At 63.3% G+C, this 18197-nt stretch carries 16 protein-coding genes and 2 tRNA genes; 9 read left to right on the forward strand and 9 right to left on the reverse strand.

The window, feature by feature from the left end; genetic code table 11:
• Positions 1-47: 47 nt before the first annotated feature.
• The 5 genes from CN673_RS04965 (at position 48) to CN673_RS04985 (ending at position 5683) form a co-directional block, all read left to right on the forward strand.
• Entirely contained in the window at positions 48-1427 is a 1380-nt protein-coding gene (locus tag CN673_RS04965; protein ID WP_099865156.1) for a methylmalonyl-CoA mutase family protein, read from the forward strand.
• A complete protein-coding gene (gene scpA / locus CN673_RS04970) occupies positions 1424-3574 on the forward strand; it encodes a methylmalonyl-CoA mutase (RefSeq protein WP_099865157.1) in 2151 nt (716 codons plus the stop codon). The genes CN673_RS04965 and scpA overlap by 4 nt, the downstream gene beginning before the upstream one ends.
• A 62-nt stretch (positions 3575-3636) precedes the next feature.
• Positions 3637-3858, forward strand: a complete 222-nt coding sequence (locus CN673_RS04975; protein ID WP_099865158.1) for an AbrB/MazE/SpoVT family DNA-binding domain-containing protein — start codon at positions 3637-3639, stop codon at positions 3856-3858.
• On the forward strand, positions 3855-4244 hold the full coding sequence (locus tag CN673_RS04980) for a type II toxin-antitoxin system death-on-curing family toxin (RefSeq protein WP_099865159.1): 390 nt from the start codon (positions 3855-3857) through the stop codon (positions 4242-4244). The genes CN673_RS04975 and CN673_RS04980 overlap by 4 nt, the downstream gene beginning before the upstream one ends.
• Positions 4245-4327: 83 nt before the next feature.
• Positions 4328-5683, forward strand: coding sequence for a TIGR03808 family TAT-translocated repetitive protein (locus tag CN673_RS04985; protein WP_099865595.1), 1356 nt, complete (start codon positions 4328-4330; stop codon positions 5681-5683).
• A 9-nt stretch (positions 5684-5692) separates the two neighbouring features.
• Here CN673_RS04985 and CN673_RS04990 read toward each other — a convergent pair whose 3' ends face one another.
• A complete protein-coding gene (locus CN673_RS04990; RefSeq protein ID WP_099865160.1) occupies positions 5693-6694 on the reverse strand; it encodes an asparaginase in 1002 nt (333 codons plus the stop codon).
• A 142-nt stretch (positions 6695-6836) separates the two neighbouring features.
• Between CN673_RS04990 and CN673_RS04995 the strand changes: the two genes are divergently transcribed.
• Positions 6837-7559: a DUF3750 domain-containing protein gene (locus CN673_RS04995; protein ID WP_370853011.1), complete on the forward strand. Its 723-nt coding sequence runs from the start codon at positions 6837-6839 to the stop codon at positions 7557-7559.
• A gap of 6 nt (positions 7560-7565) precedes the next feature.
• Here CN673_RS04995 and CN673_RS05000 read toward each other — a convergent pair whose 3' ends face one another.
• The 3 genes from CN673_RS05000 to CN673_RS05010 all read right to left on the reverse strand — a co-directional run bounded on the left by CN673_RS05000 (position 7566) and on the right by CN673_RS05010 (position 11669).
• The gene (locus CN673_RS05000; RefSeq protein ID WP_099865162.1) at positions 7566-8306 is read right to left on the reverse strand and encodes an SDR family NAD(P)-dependent oxidoreductase; all 741 of its coding nucleotides are present in this window, start codon (positions 8304-8306) and stop codon (positions 7566-7568) included.
• A 128-nt stretch (positions 8307-8434) separates the two neighbouring features.
• Positions 8435-9556 (reverse strand): iron-sulfur cluster carrier protein ApbC, encoded by a 1122-nt coding sequence (apbC, locus tag CN673_RS05005; RefSeq protein WP_099865163.1) that lies wholly within the window; start codon positions 9554-9556, stop codon positions 8435-8437.
• A gap of 127 nt (positions 9557-9683) precedes the next feature.
• Positions 9684-11669: a DUF4214 domain-containing protein gene (locus tag CN673_RS05010; protein ID WP_198585899.1), complete on the reverse strand. Its 1986-nt coding sequence runs from the start codon at positions 11667-11669 to the stop codon at positions 9684-9686.
• A 164-nt stretch (positions 11670-11833) separates the two neighbouring features.
• Here CN673_RS05010 and CN673_RS05015 point away from each other — a divergent pair, with 164 nt between their 5' ends.
• Positions 11834-12130, forward strand: a complete 297-nt coding sequence (locus tag CN673_RS05015) for a hypothetical protein (RefSeq protein WP_099865165.1) — start codon at positions 11834-11836, stop codon at positions 12128-12130.
• A gap of 48 nt (positions 12131-12178) precedes the next feature.
• Here the strand turns inward: CN673_RS05015 and CN673_RS05020 are convergent.
• Positions 12179-12255, reverse strand: a tRNA-Pro gene (locus CN673_RS05020).
• A 174-nt stretch (positions 12256-12429) separates the two neighbouring features.
• On the opposite strand from CN673_RS05020, the gene CN673_RS05025 reads away from it, so the two are divergent.
• Positions 12430-12948, forward strand: a complete 519-nt coding sequence (locus CN673_RS05025; RefSeq protein ID WP_099865166.1) for a GNAT family acetyltransferase — start codon at positions 12430-12432, stop codon at positions 12946-12948.
• A gap of 15 nt (positions 12949-12963) precedes the next feature.
• Here CN673_RS05025 and CN673_RS05030 read toward each other — a convergent pair.
• From CN673_RS05030 to cysD, 3 genes are all read right to left on the reverse strand, one after another.
• Positions 12964-13038: transfer RNA gene (locus CN673_RS05030), tRNA-Gln, on the reverse strand.
• A gap of 133 nt (positions 13039-13171) precedes the next feature.
• Positions 13172-15085 carry a sulfate adenylyltransferase subunit CysN gene (gene cysN, locus CN673_RS05035; RefSeq protein WP_099865167.1) on the reverse strand — a complete coding sequence of 638 codons (1914 nt, stop codon included), beginning with the start codon at positions 15083-15085 and terminating at the stop codon, positions 13172-13174.
• Positions 15085-15990, reverse strand: coding sequence for a sulfate adenylyltransferase subunit CysD (gene cysD / locus CN673_RS05040; RefSeq protein WP_099865168.1), 906 nt, complete (start codon positions 15988-15990; stop codon positions 15085-15087). The genes cysN and cysD overlap by 1 nt, the downstream gene beginning before the upstream one ends.
• A gap of 250 nt (positions 15991-16240) precedes the next feature.
• Between cysD and CN673_RS05045 the strand changes: the two genes are divergently transcribed.
• Entirely contained in the window at positions 16241-17146 is a 906-nt protein-coding gene (locus CN673_RS05045) for an MBL fold metallo-hydrolase (protein WP_099865169.1), read from the forward strand.
• A gap of 22 nt (positions 17147-17168) precedes the next feature.
• Here the strand turns inward: CN673_RS05045 and CN673_RS05050 are convergent, their stop codons facing one another.
• Positions 17169-18089, reverse strand: coding sequence for a DUF1499 domain-containing protein (locus tag CN673_RS05050; RefSeq protein WP_099865170.1), 921 nt, complete (start codon positions 18087-18089; stop codon positions 17169-17171).
• Positions 18090-18197 lie beyond the last annotated feature (108 nt).

Consider the following 18197-nt stretch of genomic DNA (forward strand, 5'->3'; position numbering starts at 1 on the left):
GGCAGCGGCCCACATAAAGTCCGCGCGGACCGGCCGAAGGACGACAAATGAAAGCCGACTTGCTCGACAACACCACTTTTGCTCCTGCCAGCGAAGCCGATTGGCGGGCTCTGGTGGACAAGGCGCTCAAGGGAGCGTCGTTCGACCAGACGCTCGTCTCGACCAGCGACGACGGAATCCGCTACGGACCGATCGCGGCGCGGCGAGCCGACGGCGTGGTTCATGCCCGCTCGCAGCCGGAATCCCCATGGACGGTCTCTCAGCGAGTCGACGACCCGCAGCGCGAGCGCGCTGCCGCCCAGCTGTCCGCCGACATCGAGGGCGGCGCTTCCGGTGTGGATATCTGCCTTTCGGGTGCATCCTCGGCCTATGGATTCGGCACACCCGTCGGCGACATCGACGCACATCTGCAAAGCGCCGCGAGCGTACGCGAGGTCAGGTTCGAGACGGCAATGTCGACATTCGCCGACGTCGTTGCCGCGATGGAGTCGGCAGGCGACGCATTCGACGCCCATATCGATTTCGGCTTCCCGCTGCATGAGAACGGCCACGCCGACGCTTCGTCCGATGTCACGCGAGCCTTCGATCTCGACATTGCTTGCACCGTATTGCGGGCGGACGGCCGGGTTGCCCACAACGCAGGCGCCAGCGAAGCCCAGGAACTGGCCTTCGCTCTGGCCGCCGCCGCCGAAGGCCTGCGCCTGGCGGAAAAATGCGGGATCGACCCGGAATCGGCACTGGCAGCGACAGAGTTCGCTCTCGCGGCGGATCAGGATCAATTCCTCACCATCGCCAAGTTCCGGGCCATGCGCCGGCTGCACGCGCACATGCTGGATGCTGTCGGCATCGGCGAACCATTCGCGGCACACCTGCACGCCGAAACGTCGTTTCGCATGCTCACCCGGCGCGATCCCGAAACGAATATTCTGCGCAACACGATCGCGGTCTTCGCGGCAGGTGTGGCCGGCGCCGACTCCATCTCCGTTCTGCCGCACACGATGGGCCTCGGCCTGCCCGATCGCTTCGCCCGGCGCATCGCCCGCAACACGCAAACCGTATTGATCGACGAAAGCCATCTTGCGCATGTTCTGGACCCGGCAGCCGGTGCCGGTGGGATCGAACAGCTGAGCGAGGCGCTCGCGGAGCGGGCCTGGGACATGTTCCGTCAGGTCGAGAGCGAGGGCGGCCTCCTGCGGAGCATCGCCGATGGCGCGATGACGGCGCGGATCGCACAGATGCGGCGCGAGCGCGACGAGGCCATCGCATCCGGCCAGCGCACCATGATCGGCACCACCCTCTATCGGGCCGCCAACGAACGCGCCGTGTCCCTGCTGCAGGAGCGGAACGCCGCGGCAGTTAGCGCGTCGCAAACGGGGCTTGCCCCCATCCAGCTTGATGAGGCCTTCGCCAAGGAGAACGCCGCATGAGCCGCATTCCCGATTTCACCCGCATCGCCTGGCAGCACGCCGACCCGGTGCCGGTGCCAAACCAGGCATCCAGTTGGCAAACGCCGGAAGGCATCGACGTTGCGCGGCGCTATTCGTCGGACGATACCGAGGGGCTCGGCCACCTCGACACCTGGCCCGGCATCGCACCGTTCATCCGCGGCCCCTACCCCACGATGTACGTCCAGAAACCCTGGACGATCCGCCAGTATGCCGGCTTCTCAACGGCCGAAGAATCCAACGCCTTCTATCGGCGCAATCTTTCGGCGGGGCAGAAGGGGCTATCCATCGCCTTCGACCTCGCCACCCATCGGGGTTATGACAGCGATCATCCCCGCGTCGCCGGCGATGTCGGCATGGCTGGCGTGGCGATCGATTCCATTCTCGACATGCAACAGCTCTTCGACGGCATTCCGCTCGACGAGATGACGGTTTCCATGACCATGAACGGTGCGGTGCTGCCGATCATGGCGCTCTACATCGTGGCCGGCGAGGAACAGGGCGTGCCGGCCGAAAAGCTGGCCGGAACCATACAGAACGACATCCTCAAGGAGTTCATGGTCCGCAACACCTACATCTATCCGCCCAAACCTTCTATGCGCATCGTTTCCGACATCTTCGCCTACACGGCCGAGAAGATGCCGAAGTTCAATTCGATCTCGATTTCCGGCTATCACATGCAGGAGGCAGGAGCGACGGCGGATCTGGAGTTGGCATACACGATCGCAGATGGCATCGAATATGCCCGGGCAGGCGTTGCGGCTGGTCAGGATATCGACGCGTTCGCCCCCCGGCTTTCCTTCTTCTGGGCGATTGGGATGAACTTCTTCATGGAGGTCGCCAAGATGCGTGCCGCGCGGCTCATCTGGGCGGCGCTCATGCAGAAAAATTTTGCGCCGAATGATCCCCGCTCGCTGTCGCTGAGGACGCACTGCCAGACGTCGGGGTGGTCGCTGACCGCGCAGGATCCAATGAACAACATCATGCGCACCATGGTCGAGGCGATGGCGGCGACCCAAGGCCATACCCAGTCCCTGCACACAAATGCTTTCGACGAGGCGCTGGCGCTGCCGACCGACCACTCGGCCCGCATTGCCCGCAATACCCAACTCATCCTGCAAGCCGAATCCGGGACCACGCGTCTCATCGATCCGTGGGGCGGCTCGCACTACGTGGAACGGCTGACGCACGACCTCGCCGCCCGTGCGCTTGCGCATATCGAAGAGGTCGAGGAATTGGGCGGCATGGCCCGCGCCATCGAAGCCGGCATCCCGAAGTTGAGAATCGAAGAGGCCGCTGCCCGCACGCAGGCGCGAATCGACAGCGGCGAACAGGCCGTCGTCGGCGTCAACAGCTACCGCCCGCATGAGGAAGTCGAGGTCGACGTGCTCAAGGTCGACAATGCGGAGGTGCGCGCCCGTCAACTTGCCAAGCTTCAGCAGTTGAAAGGAACACGAAACGTTTCCTCAGCCGAGACCGCGCTCGCCGCCCTGCAGAATGCAGCCCAGTCCGGCGAAGGAAATCTCCTCGCTTTCGCCGTCGAGGCCGCGCGCGCGCGGGCGACGGTGGGCGAAATCTCCATGGCGCTCGAAAAGGCGTTCGGCCGCCACGTCGCCGATATTCGCACCATCTCCGGCGTCTATCGCAAGGAGATGGGGAAGGAGAACACGGCATTCGAAAAAGCCGTGATGGCCGTCGAGGATTTTCGCCAGACGGTCGGAACGGCGCCACGCATTCTCGTCGCCAAGATGGGACAGGACGGCCATGATCGCGGACAGAAGGTCATCGCCACCGCATTCGGCGATCTCGGTTTCGAGGTAGTTGTCGGTGCGATGTTCCAGACGCCGGACGAGGTGGCCGCGCTGGCAGTTTCCGAGGGCGTTCACATCGTCGGCGCCTCGTCGCTGGCGGCGGGCCATCTCACCCTTGTTCCCGAACTGAAGGAAGCCCTTGCCAAAAAAGGCGGCGACGGCATCCTGATCGCGGTAGGCGGTGTGATCCCTCCGCAAGATTTTGAGGCTTTGCACAAGGCCGGGGCGGATGCGATATTCCCGCCCGGAACGGTCATCGCCGAGGCCGCCGTCGAACTGATCGACGCCATACGCAAGCGACCGGATATCGCTGCGTGAGTTGCGATTGACGCCATGACGTCCTATGTTATAACTCACGTTATAATCTAGGAGATGCAGCCATGAACGTCCAGGTGCGCAAGATCGGCAATTCGGAAGGCATCATCCTGCCCAAGGAGGTCCTCGACCGCCACGGTCTGAAGTCCGGTGACACGCTGGAACTGACGGAGGAGAATGGTCAGATTTATCTCCGAACGTCCGAAGATGATTTCGCCGAAAAAATGGAACTCGCTCGCCAGTTCATGGATCGATACAAGGTCGCGCTTAAGAAGCTGGCAGAATGACTTGGCGCTTTCTTTCGCGCCAACTCGTTGAGGAGATGCACCGCGAACAGTTGCGACGCCATGGCGGGGCGCAGGGCCTTCGTGATGAGGGGGCGCTGGAGTCCGCGCTGGCTCGCGCGGAGAATAAAGCATCTTACGGCTGCAACGATGTGTGCGAACTTGCGGCGGCTTACCTGTTCGGATTGGCCAAGAACCACGCCTTCATAGATGGCAACAAGCGTATCGCCATCGTCAGCGCCGGCGTGTTTCTCATGAGCAATGGGTTCGTGCTGGAGACAGATGACGCGCGGCTCTACCAATTCGTCCTCGCCGTTGCCGCGGGCGACATCGACGAAGACGGAGCGAGGCGTTTCTTTCAGGATCACGTCGTCGCTATGGACACCTGATCCGCATACACCCTGTCCCATAACGATACGGTTTCAACTGGCACGCCGCTTGCTGCATGAACGACAGCAAGAAAGGCGTTACCATGTTGGCACGGCGATCATTCCTGGCAGCGATCGGGAGCAGCGCGGCTTTCGCGTCGCTGCCGGCCCGCGCCCGCGAGCCGTTTACCATCGTCGACCTTCGCGGCGCGATCGATGCCACGAGCGATGGCGTTCGAGCTGGCGCGGCCGACGATCAGGGCGCCATGATCACACGCCTGCTGGCGCGTGCCGCCGCTGCAGGAAAGCCGCTCTTCCTGCCGCCCGGCACCTATTTCGTTTCCGATCTCGAACTGGCGGACGGTGCGCGGCTCATGGGAGTCCCCGGCGCATCGCGTCTCGTCTATTCCGGCCATGGCCGCATGCTGTTCTCAAACAGCGCAGGCACAGCGAGCCTCAGCGGCCTCGTCGTTGACGGGGCCAACCGGTGGCTGGCGGAGGAGACCGGCGGCATGGTGGATCTGCGGGGCGTCGAGCGGCTCGACATCGACGATTGCGAGTTGATCGGGAGCTTCGGCAATGCGGTCGCGCTTGAGCGCTGCGGCGGACGGATCACCCGCTCCCGCCTGTCCGGTGCGGCAGGGGTCGGGCTCTACGCGGTCGAATCCACCGGTCTTTCCGTGACCGACAATCATGTCCTCGACTGCGCCAATGGCGGCATTTTGATCCATCGCTGGCAAACCGGCCCCGACAACTCCATCGTCACCGGCAACCGGATCGAGCGGATCGGCGCGTCCGACGGCGGCACCGGCCAGAACGGCAACGGTATAAACGTCTTTCGCGCCGCCAATGTCATGGTCGCCAACAACCACATCACAGACTGCGCCTTCTCCGCCATCCGCTCAAATTCCGGCTCCAACGTTCAGATCGTCGGCAATCAGTGCCTCAACTCCGGCGAAACGGCGCTCTACTCGGAATTTTCGTTCGAAGGCGCGATCGTCGCGTCCAATCTCATCGACGGGGCGGCCAAGGGCATTTCGATCGCCAACTTCAATGAAGGGGGGCGGCTCGCCACCGTTGCGAACAACGTCATTCGCAACATTGCCGCGCCGCTTCCCTATTCCCCCGACGAGCCGAAGCTCGGCATCGCCGCCGAGGCCGATACGGTCATCACCGGCAATGTCATCGAAGCGGTGTCGGATTGGGGAATCATGGTGGGCTGGGGGCCCTATCTGCGCAACGTCTCCGTGACCGGCAACATAGTGCGTGATGTTCCGGTCGGCGTTGCCGTCAGCGTTGTCGAGGATGCGCAGCAAGCGCTGATCGCCGACAACGTCATTCAAGGGGCCTCAGGGGGCGCGGTCGTCGGTTTCCGCTGGGGGGAGCCGGCGACCGCCGACCTGACATCGGGCGATAATCGCCATGCGCATCTCACCGTCAAGGGCAACCGCACCGCCTGAAACGTCGGTTCAAGCTGCCAGCACATCGGCGACGCGGATTTCACCCACCGGCGTTCCGTTCCAGTTCTTCAGCGTCTTTCCGGCGAGCTTTGACAGGGGCTCGCGCACGCTCTCGCCGCCCAGTTTGGCGAGGATAGCGGCCACCATGGCTTCAGCGCCTCGCGTCGCGCCATCGTCGCATTTCAGGGCGATCGCAATCCCCTTCTCGGGCAGCGCCGCGCAGAAGACGCCCTCTGCGCCGGTCTTGGCGAACACCTTGCCCGGCGCGGCCTCCATCAGCTTCAGGCAGGCGCGACGGCTGCCCGAAACGTAGAAAGGTTCGGCCATGCAGGCCTCCATCAGCCGGCGCGAGGCCTTGGCGCGAGACCCATCAAGACCCTCTCCCGTCGTCATGCGGGCAAATCCGTGGGCGATATTGCGCAGCGGCACCGCATAGGTCGGGATCGCGCAGCCATCCGTCCCGCAGATCTCGTGATCGAGCGGCCTGCCGGTCAGTGCTTCCATGACGCCGCGGATTTCCTTCTGGATCGCGTGGTCGTGGCCGACATAGCCTTTCGGATCGATGCCGGCATGAACCGCCGTGCAGACAAAGCCGGCATGCTTGCCCGAGCAGTTGTTGTGCAATGGTGTCGGCTCGATTCCCGAGCGCACCTGCTCGATCAGCACATGCTGGTCGAACGGCCAGTGGCAGCCGCATTCCAGCACCCCGGCGCCTTGGCCCGCTGCCGCCAGCATCCGACCGGCCAGATCGACATGCGCCTCCTCGCCCGAGTGGGAGGCGCATGCCAGCGCCAGTTCGCGGTTGCCGAAGCCGTAGGCGTCGGCCGCGCCGCTTTCCATCAGCGGAAGGGCCTGCATCGCCTTCACGGCGGATCGCGGAAATACCGGTGCCTCGACATCGCCTGCCGAGAAGACGACCTTGCCTGCCCCGTCCACAGCAACGACCGCGCCGCGGTGCCGGCTTTCGACCTTGGTGCCGCGCGTGACCTCGACCAGAACCGGATTGGACATGAATTCGCCTTATGCTGATGATGGGTTCGGTCCGTCTGATAGGGTTTTGACACGTCTGATGCAACATTACGAAACGGCGGCCGAACCACCGGCCCTGGAAAGGGGTCGGCTGGCGCGCCATCTTCAACGTCTTGCCGTCACCATGCTGATTGTCTTCATCGCGCCGGCGCTCGCCTGCGCCGGGTGGTGGGCAAGCGTCGACCGGCCGGCATCCTGGCGGCAGGCCGTCTGGACGACGAGCGAAGTGCTGCCGCCGCCCGAAACGGTCCCCGAAGCAGCCGTCTACATCATGGCGGCCCGCACCGGCGGGATGAAGGGTGCCTTTGCCACCCATTCCTGGATCGTCACGAAACGCGAGGGTGAGCGCAGCTATCAGCGTTACGACAAGGTCGGCTGGGGCAGCCCGATCCGCACCAATGCCTATCCTGCCGACGCCTTCTGGTATTCCAACCGCCCGGTCGTCGTCGGCAGCACCCATGGAAAGGCCGCAGAGACACTGATCCCCGCGATTGAAGATGCGATCGATACCTATCCGCATGATGGCCGTGACGTGAACGGCTATCGCCTCTATCCCGGCCCGAACTCCAATACCTTCGTCGCGCATGTGCTGCGGGAGGTGCCGGAACTCGACCTTTCTTTGCCACCCAATGCGGTGGGGCGCGACTACCTTTCCGGCGGCCGGTTTCTGGCCGTGTCGGACGACTGGCGCGATATCCACGCCACGCTCTATGGCATGCTCGGGTTTTCGGCAGGCTGGCGCAGCGGCATCGAGGTCCATTTCATGGGTCTCGTGGCCGGCATCGACATCCGTCGCGTCGGCATCAAGATACCGGCCTTCGGCCAGTTCAATCTGCTGCCGGACTGATCGCCCTCACCGCATCAGGCCCGCCTGTGCGAAGCCGCCATCGACGGCCAGGACCTGCCCGTTGATGTAGGCGGCCTGCGGCGACAGCAAAAACAGGATTGCCGCGGCAACCTCGTCGGGCTGGCCGAACCGGTGCTGTGGAATCCGCTCGGCCCACAATTCGCGCTCGCTGCCGGGGCCCGGCGCACCCGGCTCGGCGTTCATTGCGCCGGCGGCCACCACGTTGACGCGAATTCCGCTGCTTCCCAGTTCCACGGCGAGCGCCTGGCTGAGCGAAACAAGGCCGGCCTTGGCGGCCCCATAGGCGGCATGGCGCGCATTGCCGCGCAGGCCGGAAATGGACGAAACGTTGACGATGGTCAGGCGGTCGCCCATGTGGTCGAGCGCAGCCTGGCAGGTGATGAAGGCGCCGACGAGATTGACGTCGACGATCTGTCGGAACCGTTCAGCACTGGTGTCCTCGAATGGCGCCACGTAGCGCATGTCGGCAGCGTTGACGAGCGCCGTCACCGGTCCGGACCGTTCGCTGGCGGCAGAGAATGCATCCGCGACTTCATCCTCGTCGGTCACGTCGACCTGAAGGCAAAGAACGTCCTCGCCGTCCAGCCGGTCCTCAGCCTCGGCCACCGCTTCGCCGCTGGCATCGAGCACCGTCACGCTGGCGCCGCCATCCAGCAGCGCCTCGACAGTGGCATATCCAATGCCGGACGCACCACCTGCGACCACTACATGCTCCGCGCTCAGCATCGCGCCGTGCACTTTTCTTCAACGCAGCAGTTGCCTCGTCCCATGTCGCACCCTCCCTCTACCGATCACGCAATCATCAACCGCGCGCAGTATGCATGGAAAAGGCCGATGCTTAAGCGTCGTGCGCGCTATTCGAAGACGATAGCCGGGCCTTTCCGCGCGGCGGCATTGGCCTCGTGCTCGCTCCAGACCTTTTGCGCGATCTCGCGATAGATCTTGGCGTGCGGTCCATCCGGTTCACTGACGGTCACGGGTGTTCCCGCATCCGATGTCGCGCGGATATCCATGTGCAGCGGCACGGCGCCGAGGAAGGGGATGCCAATCCGGCCGGCTTCTTTTTCCGCGCCGCCGCGTCCAAAGATGTCATGCGTCCCGCCGCAGTCCGGGCAGACGAAGTAGCTCATGTTTTCCACGAGGCCGAGCAGCGGCACGTCGACCTTGCGGAACATGTTGAGGCCCTTGCGCGCATCGATCAGGGCGAGGTCCTGCGGCGTGGAGACGATCACCGCGCCAGCCAGCGGCACCTGCTGCGCCATCGTCAGCTGCGCGTCGCCGGTGCCGGGCGGCATGTCGACGATCAGAACGTCGAGCTCTCCCCATTGCACCTCGCGCAGCATCTGCGTCAGCGCCGAGATGACCATCGGGCCGCGCCAGATCATCGGCGTCTCCTCCTCGACCAGGAAACCGATCGACATCACCTTCAAGCCATAGGCCTCCATCGGCAGCATGGTCCGTCCATTCACCGTTTTCGGCCGGCCGTGAATGTGGAGGAGCCGCGGCATGGAAGGGCCATAGATGTCGGCGTCGAGAATGCCGACCTTCAGTCCGAGCGACTGAAGGGCAAGTGCCAGATTGACCGAGGTTGTGGATTTGCCGACGCCGCCCTTGCCCGATGCGACCGCGATGATCGCGCCGATCCCCGGCACGTCGGACTTGCCTCGCGCCGCGGGCTTTTCGGGCGCAGCTGATGGCGCGGGCTTGGGCGCGGGCGCACCGGCCTTCTTCTCCGCCGTCAGCGCGACCATCGCCGCGGAAACGCCATCGATCGCCTTGACGGCCTGTTCCGCGGCCTCGCGCAGCGGTTCGAGCTCGCGTGCGCGGTCGGCCGGCACACTGATCGAGAAGAACACTTTCTCTCCAGCGATAAAAACGTCGGAGACGAGGCCGAGTGCCACGATGTCGCCGGTGCCGTCAGGCCCCTTCACCTGCTTCAGCCGTGTCAGAACCTCGCTCTTGGTTACGTCCGCCATTCCCGTCTCTCTGCATTGTCCGCGACTGAAAGACACGTAGTGGTTTGCCGGCGCCCAGCCAAGGGACGAATACAACAAAGCCCGCCTCTCCGGGCGGGCTTTGTCGGCAGTCAGGAGAGTTTTCGCCTCAAACGACCCAATAGCCGTTCTCGATGTCTGGCATCGAGTTGCCGACATACTCGGCAAGCTGCGTGAAGTTCAAAAGCACGCTGGCTCGGTCATGCGTGCCGGAAGCAAGCTGCTGGTTCCAGTAGACGAGGCCCGCAGCCTCTCCCGGCCGCGACAATACATTGGTGTAGAGCTGCTCGATGAACTCGCTGTCGGAGATCGAGGTTCCGTAGAGCGCATTGAACTCGTCCGAGACGAGGAAGCTTTCCGCGGCCTGCTCCAGGGCGATGGCGCCATCGATCTCCTCGGCCCAATAGCGCAAGCCGTCTTCGTCGGGCGTGCGATCGAATGCACCGCCATAAAGGCGATAGGCCGCATCGCCGTACTGGCCCTCCACGTCGAGGACCAGCGCCCCGTCGCTGAAGGCGACCTTCTCCACCGAAAACAGCCGATCGAGGCTGCCGTCCGGCTTGGCGATCTCCAGTGTCCCGTCGGGAAAGAGCCGCGCGTCGAAATCATCGCGCACGCTCGAATAGTAGATGACGTCGTTGCCGGCGCCGCCGTTGACGATCATGTCGCCCGGCATGGAGACGAAGATATCGTCGCCCGCCGTTCCGTCGAACGTTTCGCCGACCGAATCGAGCACCTCGAGGCTGTCGACGTCGTAGACGCGGCCGTCGCCGATGAAGTGCAACTGCTCGATATTGACGAGCTGATTGCGGCCATAGTCGCCATCGACCGTATTGACGTCGACGAGGAACAGACCCTCGTCCGTTTCCTCAAGACGATGGCCGGACAATCGTCCTTCGAAGATCGCGACATCGGTTCCGGCTCCGCCATCGAGAACGTCGTCGCCGAGACCGCCATAAAGGCTGTCGTCGCCCGCCATGCCCTGAAGGTGGTTGTCGGCTGCGTTGCCGACCAGCCAGTCATCACCGGAGCCGGCAATCGCGTTTTCGATCAGGGAGCGTGCGTCGCCCGCGAACTGCAGCGCGTTGAAGACATTGCCGCGCGCAAAATTGCCGTCGCCGAGATTGGCCTGTTGGACGGCCGAGACCAGCGACCAGCCGCCTGGCGACAGGTCGATGTCCTGATCGCCGGTGTAGGCGGAAAAATCGTAGGTATCCCCACCGCCGCCGTCCCAGATCGTGAGGAACAGGCGGTTCGCGCTGCCGCCGGCGCCACCACCCGGCGCGCCCTGCCCGACCCCGTCGATGAACATTTCGCCCGTCTGAGGTGAAAAGGTGTAGGTGGTGTCGCCGGACCGGGTCTGAAAATTCGCCCCGTAGATCGCTTGCAGCGCGGCGATGTCGTACATCATCAGCGACTGTGCGAAACCGAATTCCTCGTTCGTCGCCGCGCCCGCGTCATGCCCGATATACGAGCGGTAGGTCATCAGCGAGAATTCATGGGAATCACGGGCAGGGTCGAGGACCTCCGCATTGGTATATTCGATCTGGTGCCCATGCTTGAGGCCGAGGGCGTGGCCCATTTCGTGGGTTGCCACGAACCAGGCATAGTCGCCGCGCTTCGGCGCGGAGAAATCGGCCTCGTGTCCGAGCCAGATGTCGCCGTCGACCGGGCGTTCGAGATAAAGATCGCCGCTGCCGTATCCCGGATAATAGGCCCAGGCCGTCTGCGGCGCGCCGGAATGCGCAATCGCGATATTCACGTCGCTGACGGCGGTGGATCCGGCCAGTTCCGTGAAAGTCAGCGGCGTGACGGCAGCGAACTGTTCGTTGAGGGCGACGCGGAACGCATCCTGCATCGCATCCGTCGGGACGGCGAACTGGCTGGTGTGCTCGTAAAGGTCCGAGTAGCCCTCCGGATAGAGTTTCCGGCTGGTGGGAAAACTGTAGGTGAGATCGAGCTGTCCCCACTTGTAGGTGGAAAGCAGTCCGTCGATATTGGCACTGCCCGAATATTCGACCGGCGCCAGATTGGCCGCACCGGCATGAAACTGGCTCTGCTCAGGACCGACAAAAGCTGCACAGCTATCGCACATGAAATGCCCCTCATCGCCCCCAACGCCTCGAAGCAGGGCCACCATAAGCGAGGAAACCCGAGAGGCAAGGTGGAAGTTGCTAAACAGTCGTATTGTCGCAGCAATAAGGTGTACACAAGGTTTCCAAGACGAGAATCTCAGAGTTGCTATAGGAGGAGCGTTTCTTGTTCAGGTTGCTCACGCTTGCACTCATGGCGTGCCTTTCGATCGGCATCGCCGATGCATGCGTCACACGATCAGGAGCGGACAAGATGATGAAAAAAGATCACAAATCCGCCCCCGCTACAGCGCAGCCCGCTCGTCCTCCCGTTGAAGCGGTGCGCGAGGAGTTCGAGGCCTTACGCGCGAGCCCGAGCGCCGAACGCTGCGAGCTTTTTCTCGCCCGCCATCCCGACAGCGTTTTCGCCGACGAGGCGAGAAAGCTGTGCAGCGCGGCCCGGTCACAGGAGCAAAGCAGGTGATTCGACCGAATCACCAACAGATGAAAAAGAGCGGATATTTTTGAGAAATGGTCGGAGTGGCAGGATTTGAACCTGCGACCCCCTCGTCCCGAACGAGGTGCGCTACCAAGCTGCGCTACACTCCGACCTGGCCCGAAGGCCCGGTTTCCCTAGCGGTTCGTCCGGAACGATTCAAGCGGAAATTTGTGGGGAACGCGCTTCGCGCCGCGCATTCGGAAAACCGCCTCGAGCGATGATTGGCTGATGACGGTGATGGCGATCCGCGCTAGACGAGAGCATCAGGGGATTTTCGGTTCGTCATGGCAATGCGTCTTTTCGACATCTTCACCCGCGCGGCTTTCTTCGTCGCCAGCATCATGCTGATCCTGCTGGCCGCTTCCCTCATCTTCTACGGCGGCACGGAAATCTATCGCGTGTCGCTCAATCCCGACGAGACCATCGGGCCAGCGCTGCTCGACGCAGTCGGCTATACGGTGATCGCGATCGCCGTCTTCGATGTCGGCAAGTACCTGTTCGAGGAAGAGGTGATCAAGGCGCGCGAGCTTCGTCATGCGCGCGAGGCGCGTCACAGTCTGACGAAGTTTCTGTCGACGATCGCCATCGCCGTTTTCCTGGAGGCCATTGTCGCCGTCTTCGAAGCCAACAAGGAAGATGTGCGCACCATGATCTATCCGACGATCCTGCTGTTCACCGGCGTCACGCTGATCGTCGGCCTCGGCATCTATCAGCGCCTCAGTTCGCTGGTCGAAAAGGAAGTCGGCGAAGTGGGCGAGTCGGGCGACGACGACGGGCGCGCCACACCGCTGAAATCAGGCTGAATGAGGAAGAAGAACTGGCTGGGGCGGCTGGATTCGAACCAGCGCATGGCGGTACCAAAAACCGCTGCCTTACCGCTTGGCTACGCCCCATAGGCCATGCGGGCGCGATGCCCGCTTGCTTGGCGTCGGTTTACCCGGATCGACACGAAAATCAATGCCGTCCGGTGAAAATTCCCGCCTCATGACAAGTCGGCGTCCGGCGCTGCGCACGCCGGCCACCGATTCAAAGGAGCGACTTGGCCTTCAATACAGCCTCGACCTCAAGAGCCAGCGCCTCCGGTGTCTTGCCGGCCACGTCGAGATGGATGTCGGGCGCGTCTGGTGCCTCATAAGGTTCGTCGACACCTGTGAAGTTCTTCAACTGCCCTTCCAGCGCCATGCGGTAGAAGCCCTTCGGATCGCGCCGGGCGCAATCCTCGAAGGTGGCGTCCACATGCACCTCCAGAAAGGCATTGTCGCCGGCAATGTCCCGGGCCAGTTGCCGTTCGGCGCGGAATGGCGAGATGAACGAAACAATGACGACGAGACCCGCATCGGCCATGAGGCGCGCCACATTGGCAACGCGATGGGCTTCTTCCAGCCGATCCTCAGGCGTGAAGCCGAGGCCCTTATTGATGCCGTGACGGGTGTTGGCGCCATCGAGCACGTAAGTGTGCAGGCCGAGCGTGTGCAGCCGGCGCTCCAAAATCTTGGCGAGCGTCGATTTACCCGAGCCGGAAAGACCGGTCAGCCAGAGAATGGCCGGCTTCTGGTGCTTGATCGTCGCACGTTCCTTCTGAGAAACCTCCCCGGCGCCGGTGTCGCGCGATGGAGCGCTTGCCGCGCCGATCATGCCGGCACCGACAGTCTGGTTGGAAATCCGGTCGATCAGAATAAAGGCGCCGGTCTGGCGATTGGTCTCGTAAGGATCGAAGGCGATCGGCTGCTGCGCGGCGAGATCGACGACGCCGACCGCGTTGATCTCGAGTTCATCTGCCGGCCGCGCCTCGAAATCGTTGATGCCGATACGATGGCGCAACGCCGTAACAGTCACCGGCGTCTGGTCGGTCTCGGTGCGCAGGATGTACTGCCGTCCGGCCTCCAGCGGCTTTTCCGCGAACCACACGATGCGTGCGTCGAACCGGTCTGCGACAGCCGGAAGAGAATCGACGGGAACCAGCATGTCGCCACGCGAGCAGTCGACCTCGTCTTCCAGAACGATGGTCACGCTCTGCCCCTCGCGCACGGTCTCAAGATCGCCGTCGCGCGTGACGATGCGCCGGACCCGCGAGCGCACGCCCGACTTGGCAACCACGACTTCATCGCCCACACGGATCGCACCGCTCGCCACCTGGCCGGCGAAACCGCGGAAATCGAGGTTCGGACGACTGACATACTGGACAGGAAAGCGGAATGCTCTGTCGACGTCGTCATCGCCTGCCTCGACGGTCTCCAGATGCTCCAGCAGAGCCGGACCGCGATACCAGGGGGTGCGCTCGGAGGGCGCCGTCACGTTGTCGCCGTATCGGGCCGAAAGCGGTATCGCGACGATGGAGTGGAAGCCGAGGTCGCGGGCAAAATCGAGATAGGCGTCAGAAATCTCGGCAAAGGTGCTTTCGGAGAAATCGACGAGGTCGATCTTGTTGATCGCCACGACGATGTGGCGGATGCCCAGCAGCGAAGCGATATAGGTATGACGGCGCGTCTGGGTCAAAATCCCCTGGCGCGCGTCGACCAGCACGATGGCAAGATCGGCAGTCGAGGCGCCGGTGGCCATGTTGCGGGTATACTGTTCGTGGCCCGGCGTGTCGGCGACGATGAACTTGCGCTTGTCGGTAGCGAAGAAGCGATAGGCGACGTCGATGGTTATGCCCTGTTCGCGTTCGGCTTCAAGTCCGTCGACGAGCAACGCGAAATCGATGTCCTCGCCGGTCGTGCCGTGCTTGCGGGAATCGCGCTCGAGGGCCGCCAACTGGTCCTCGAAAATCAGCTTGGTGTCGTAGAGCAACCGGCCGATCAGGGTGGACTTGCCGTCATCGACGGAGCCGCAGGTCAGGAACCGAAGGAAGGACTTGCGCTCCTGCGCCGTCAAATAATCGGCGACGTCCTCGATGGTGTCGTCTTCGACCTGAAGAGCAGTGCTGGTGGCGGCGCGCATCAGAAATAGCCCTCACGCTTCTTTTTTTCCATTGATCCCGCCTCGTCGCGGTCGATCAGACGGCCCTGGCGTTCGGAAGTGCGGGCAATCAGCATCTCGCGGATGATGCCGGGCAGATCGTCCGCCTCGCTTTCGATCGCACCCGTCAGCGGGTAGCAGCCAAGCGTGCGGAATCGGACCATCTTCTCCTCGATCCTTTCGCCGGGCTTCAGTTGCATGCGCTCGTCATCGACCATGATCAGCATGCCGTCCCGCTCGACCACGGGCCGCTTTGCCGCGAAATAGAGCGGAACGATCGGGATGCTTTCGGCCAGGATGTACTGCCAGATGTCGAGTTCGGTCCAGTTGGACAGCGGGAAGACGCGGATCGACTCGCCCTGTCCGACGCGCGTGTTGTAGATCTTCCACATCTCCGGGCGCTGGCCCTTTGGGTCCCAGGCGTGGCTGGCATTGCGGAACGAGAAGATCCGCTCCTTGGCCCGGCTCTTTTCCTCGTCCCGGCGCGCGCCGCCGAAAGCGGCATCGTAGCGCCCGGCATCCAGCGCCTGGCGCAGGGAAAGCGTCTTCATCACGTGGGTGTGCGTGTTCGAGCCGTGAACGAACGGATTGATCCCCTGTTCAACGCCATCCTTGTTAATGTGGACGTGGAGATCGAAGCCGAGTTCGTCGGCCATCTGGTCGCGAAAGGCGATCATCTGCCTGAACTTCCAGGTCGTATCCACATGCAGAAAGGGGAATGGCGGCTTGGCCGGATAAAACGCCTTCATCGCCAGATGCAGCATGACGGAGGAGTCCTTGCCCACCGAATACAGCATTACCGGCCGCGAGAACGTCGCCGCCACTTCCCGGAAGATGTGGATGGCTTCCGCCTCGAGGCGCTGCAGATGCGATAGGGGCAGGGTCATGCTGACGTATCCATATGCTTGAAGGCATTGAACCACCAAAGAGGGCCGCGAGGCCTTTGATTGCCCTGCGGTCCCTCCTCGAATTTGGCGCGAAGCTATAGCGACTGCCCGGTCCGGCCGAGAGAATTTATTGCGTAGTTGCCGATGGGCTCGAAAAGTTATTCTGGAGTGCGGCTTTGCCTGTTACCGCTGGTCGACGGCTGCTAGGGTCCCGACCCTGGACCGTGGACGACAAGAGGACAAGGCGGCGGTGGCGATCAGATTTGATACGACGTTCGAGCCCGCTCACGGTGAGGCCGTGCCCGTTGCCCCTAACGTCGTGCGGGTCACCGCACCGAATAGCGGGCCGCTGACCTTCCATGGCACCAACAGCTACATCGTCGGTACGGACCATGTCGCGGTGATCGATCCGGGGCCGGAAATCGAAGAGCATTATCAGGCATTGCTCAAGGCCATCGCCGGCCGGCCCGTGAGCCATATCGCCGTCAGCCATACGCATCGCGATCACTCGCCGCTGGCTCGCCGGCTTGCGGCCGAGACCGGGGCCGTCGTCGTCGCCGAGGGACCCCACCGCGCGGCCAGACCGCTGCATGTGGGAGAGGTCAATCCGCTGAAAGAAGCCTCGGATGTCGAATTCGTGCCCGACCTTGCGCTCGCCGACGGCGCCGTGGTGCCGGGCGACGGATGGGAACTCGTTGCGATCCACACGCCAGGCCACACCGCCAATCACTGCGCCTTTGCACTTACGGGCACTGGCATCGTCTTTTCCGCCGACCACGTCATGGCGTGGGCGACATCGATCGTCGCGCCGCCGGACGGAGCGATGTCGGACTACATGACATCGCTCGATCGGCTGATGGAGCGTGACGATCACATGTTCTTGCCGGGCCATGGCGGACCGGTGCGCGAGCCGGCACGCTTCCTGCGCGGATTGAAGACGCACCGGCGGATGCGCGAACGGGCGATCGTCGACCGGATCGAGAAGGGTGATCGCACCATTGCGGACATGGTGGCCGCGATCTACCGCGACACCGATCCTCGCTTGCATGGCGCTGCCGGGCTCTCCGTGCTCGCCCATCTGGAAGACCTGGTCGGGCGCGGTCAGATCGTCACGGACGGAGCGCCAGCCATCGACGGGCGTTTCGCGCCGGCCTGACGACCAGCCGGATCGGCGACCGTCATTGCGACGCGACGCCGAGAAGCTGCGCGTCCAATTCTCTGAGAAAGCGCTGGATCAGCCAGGCATTGAGCCCAAGATCGTGATCGCCGTATCGCGAGACCGACCGCATGTCGACGAACGTCGTTTCCTCCTCTTCGATCAGGCGGATCACCACATCCGATTTCAGCCCCAATAACGGGCTTGATGCCTCGCCTTGCAGGACGGCACGCGTCGGGCCATCTCCCTGATCCGGCGCAACGGGTCCGCGCGGGGCGGCGACTGGGACCGGTGGGTCGAAATCGAACGGATCGGCCGGCGGCGGCACCGTTCCTTCGGCGATCTCCGGCGTATCGGGCAAGGGCTCGATGGGCGGCGGCGCGGGCGCCACGCCCTCAGTCTCGACAATCGCGATACCCCGCGCCTCGGTCACGGTTTGCACGGCGGCAAGCACCCGATCGATCGCGCCTTCGTAACGCCGGCCCGTCAATTCGGGATAGGCCTCGCGCTGCCTCTCGCGCGCTTGCGCGCCAAGCGCCTGCGGCTGGCCGAGCCAACCGCGGTCGACGGCCGGTTCGACGAGCAACGCCGGCGGCGAGATGACGTCGGTCGAGATATCGTGGAGGCGCGGCTTTTGCACATAGAGCATCACCGCAAGACCGAACGGGACGACGAGACACAGCCCCAGCATCAAGCCCCAGAAGGCGGAGCGTCCGCCCTTCGCGCCGGAAATCCAGAGGCTCGAAAGCCCGGCCACGCCAAGGACGAGCGCGACGAACGCAAACGCGACCGCCGTCAACGCGATGGCAACGAAGTTCGGCGTCTCGATCGTCCCGAGGCGTTGTCCGATCGCGGCGAAGAGAAACAGGAGGACCGCCAGAAGCCCGATGCGGCTCGCCCATGCCGCGCTGTGAGAATAAGGGCGTTCATACCTGACTGCCATGGACCGGTCCGCGCTTGCTGATGGCTCACCGTCTATCGGAATTCGCCCGCCGGGGTAAGCACGGCTACAGGAGATTCCCCTGTCAGATGCCACAGATAAGCCATTCTT

Source organism: Neopararhizobium haloflavum, from assembly GCF_002750855.1.
GTDB classification, from domain to species: domain Bacteria; phylum Pseudomonadota; class Alphaproteobacteria; order Rhizobiales; family Rhizobiaceae; genus Georhizobium; species Georhizobium haloflavum.

Excerpts from the sequence above, each read along its gene's own strand:
- CN673_RS04990 (WP_099865160.1), bottom strand. The coding sequence starts at position 6,694 with ATGTCCAATCCGGTTCTGGTCGAGGTCACGCGCGGCACCAAGGTCGAA.
- CN673_RS04980 (WP_099865159.1), top strand. The coding sequence starts at position 3,855 with ATGACTTGGCGCTTTCTTTCGCGCCAACTCGTTGAGGAGATGCACCGC.
- CN673_RS04995 (WP_370853011.1), top strand. The coding sequence starts at position 6,837 with ATGCTGATTGTCTTCATCGCGCCGGCGCTCGCCTGCGCCGGGTGGTGG.
- CN673_RS04975 (WP_099865158.1), top strand. The coding sequence starts at position 3,637 with ATGAACGTCCAGGTGCGCAAGATCGGCAATTCGGAAGGCATCATCCTG.
- apbC (WP_099865163.1), bottom strand. The coding sequence starts at position 9,556 with ATGGCGGACGTAACCAAGAGCGAGGTTCTGACACGGCTGAAGCAGGTG.
- cysD (WP_099865168.1), bottom strand. The coding sequence starts at position 15,990 with ATGACCCTGCCCCTATCGCATCTGCAGCGCCTCGAGGCGGAAGCCATC.
- CN673_RS04965 (WP_099865156.1), top strand. The coding sequence starts at position 48 with ATGAAAGCCGACTTGCTCGACAACACCACTTTTGCTCCTGCCAGCGAA.
- scpA (WP_099865157.1), top strand. The coding sequence starts at position 1,424 with ATGAGCCGCATTCCCGATTTCACCCGCATCGCCTGGCAGCACGCCGAC.
- cysN (WP_099865167.1), bottom strand. The coding sequence starts at position 15,085 with ATGCGCGCCGCCACCAGCACTGCTCTTCAGGTCGAAGACGACACCATC.
- CN673_RS05010 (WP_198585899.1), bottom strand. The coding sequence starts at position 11,669 with ATGTGCGATAGCTGTGCAGCTTTTGTCGGTCCTGAGCAGAGCCAGTTT.
- CN673_RS05000 (WP_099865162.1), bottom strand. The coding sequence starts at position 8,306 with ATGCTGAGCGCGGAGCATGTAGTGGTCGCAGGTGGTGCGTCCGGCATT.
- CN673_RS05025 (WP_099865166.1), top strand. The coding sequence starts at position 12,430 with ATGGCAATGCGTCTTTTCGACATCTTCACCCGCGCGGCTTTCTTCGTC.
- CN673_RS05050 (WP_099865170.1), bottom strand. The coding sequence starts at position 18,089 with ATGGCAGTCAGGTATGAACGCCCTTATTCTCACAGCGCGGCATGGGCG.
- CN673_RS04985 (WP_099865595.1), top strand. The coding sequence starts at position 4,328 with ATGTTGGCACGGCGATCATTCCTGGCAGCGATCGGGAGCAGCGCGGCT.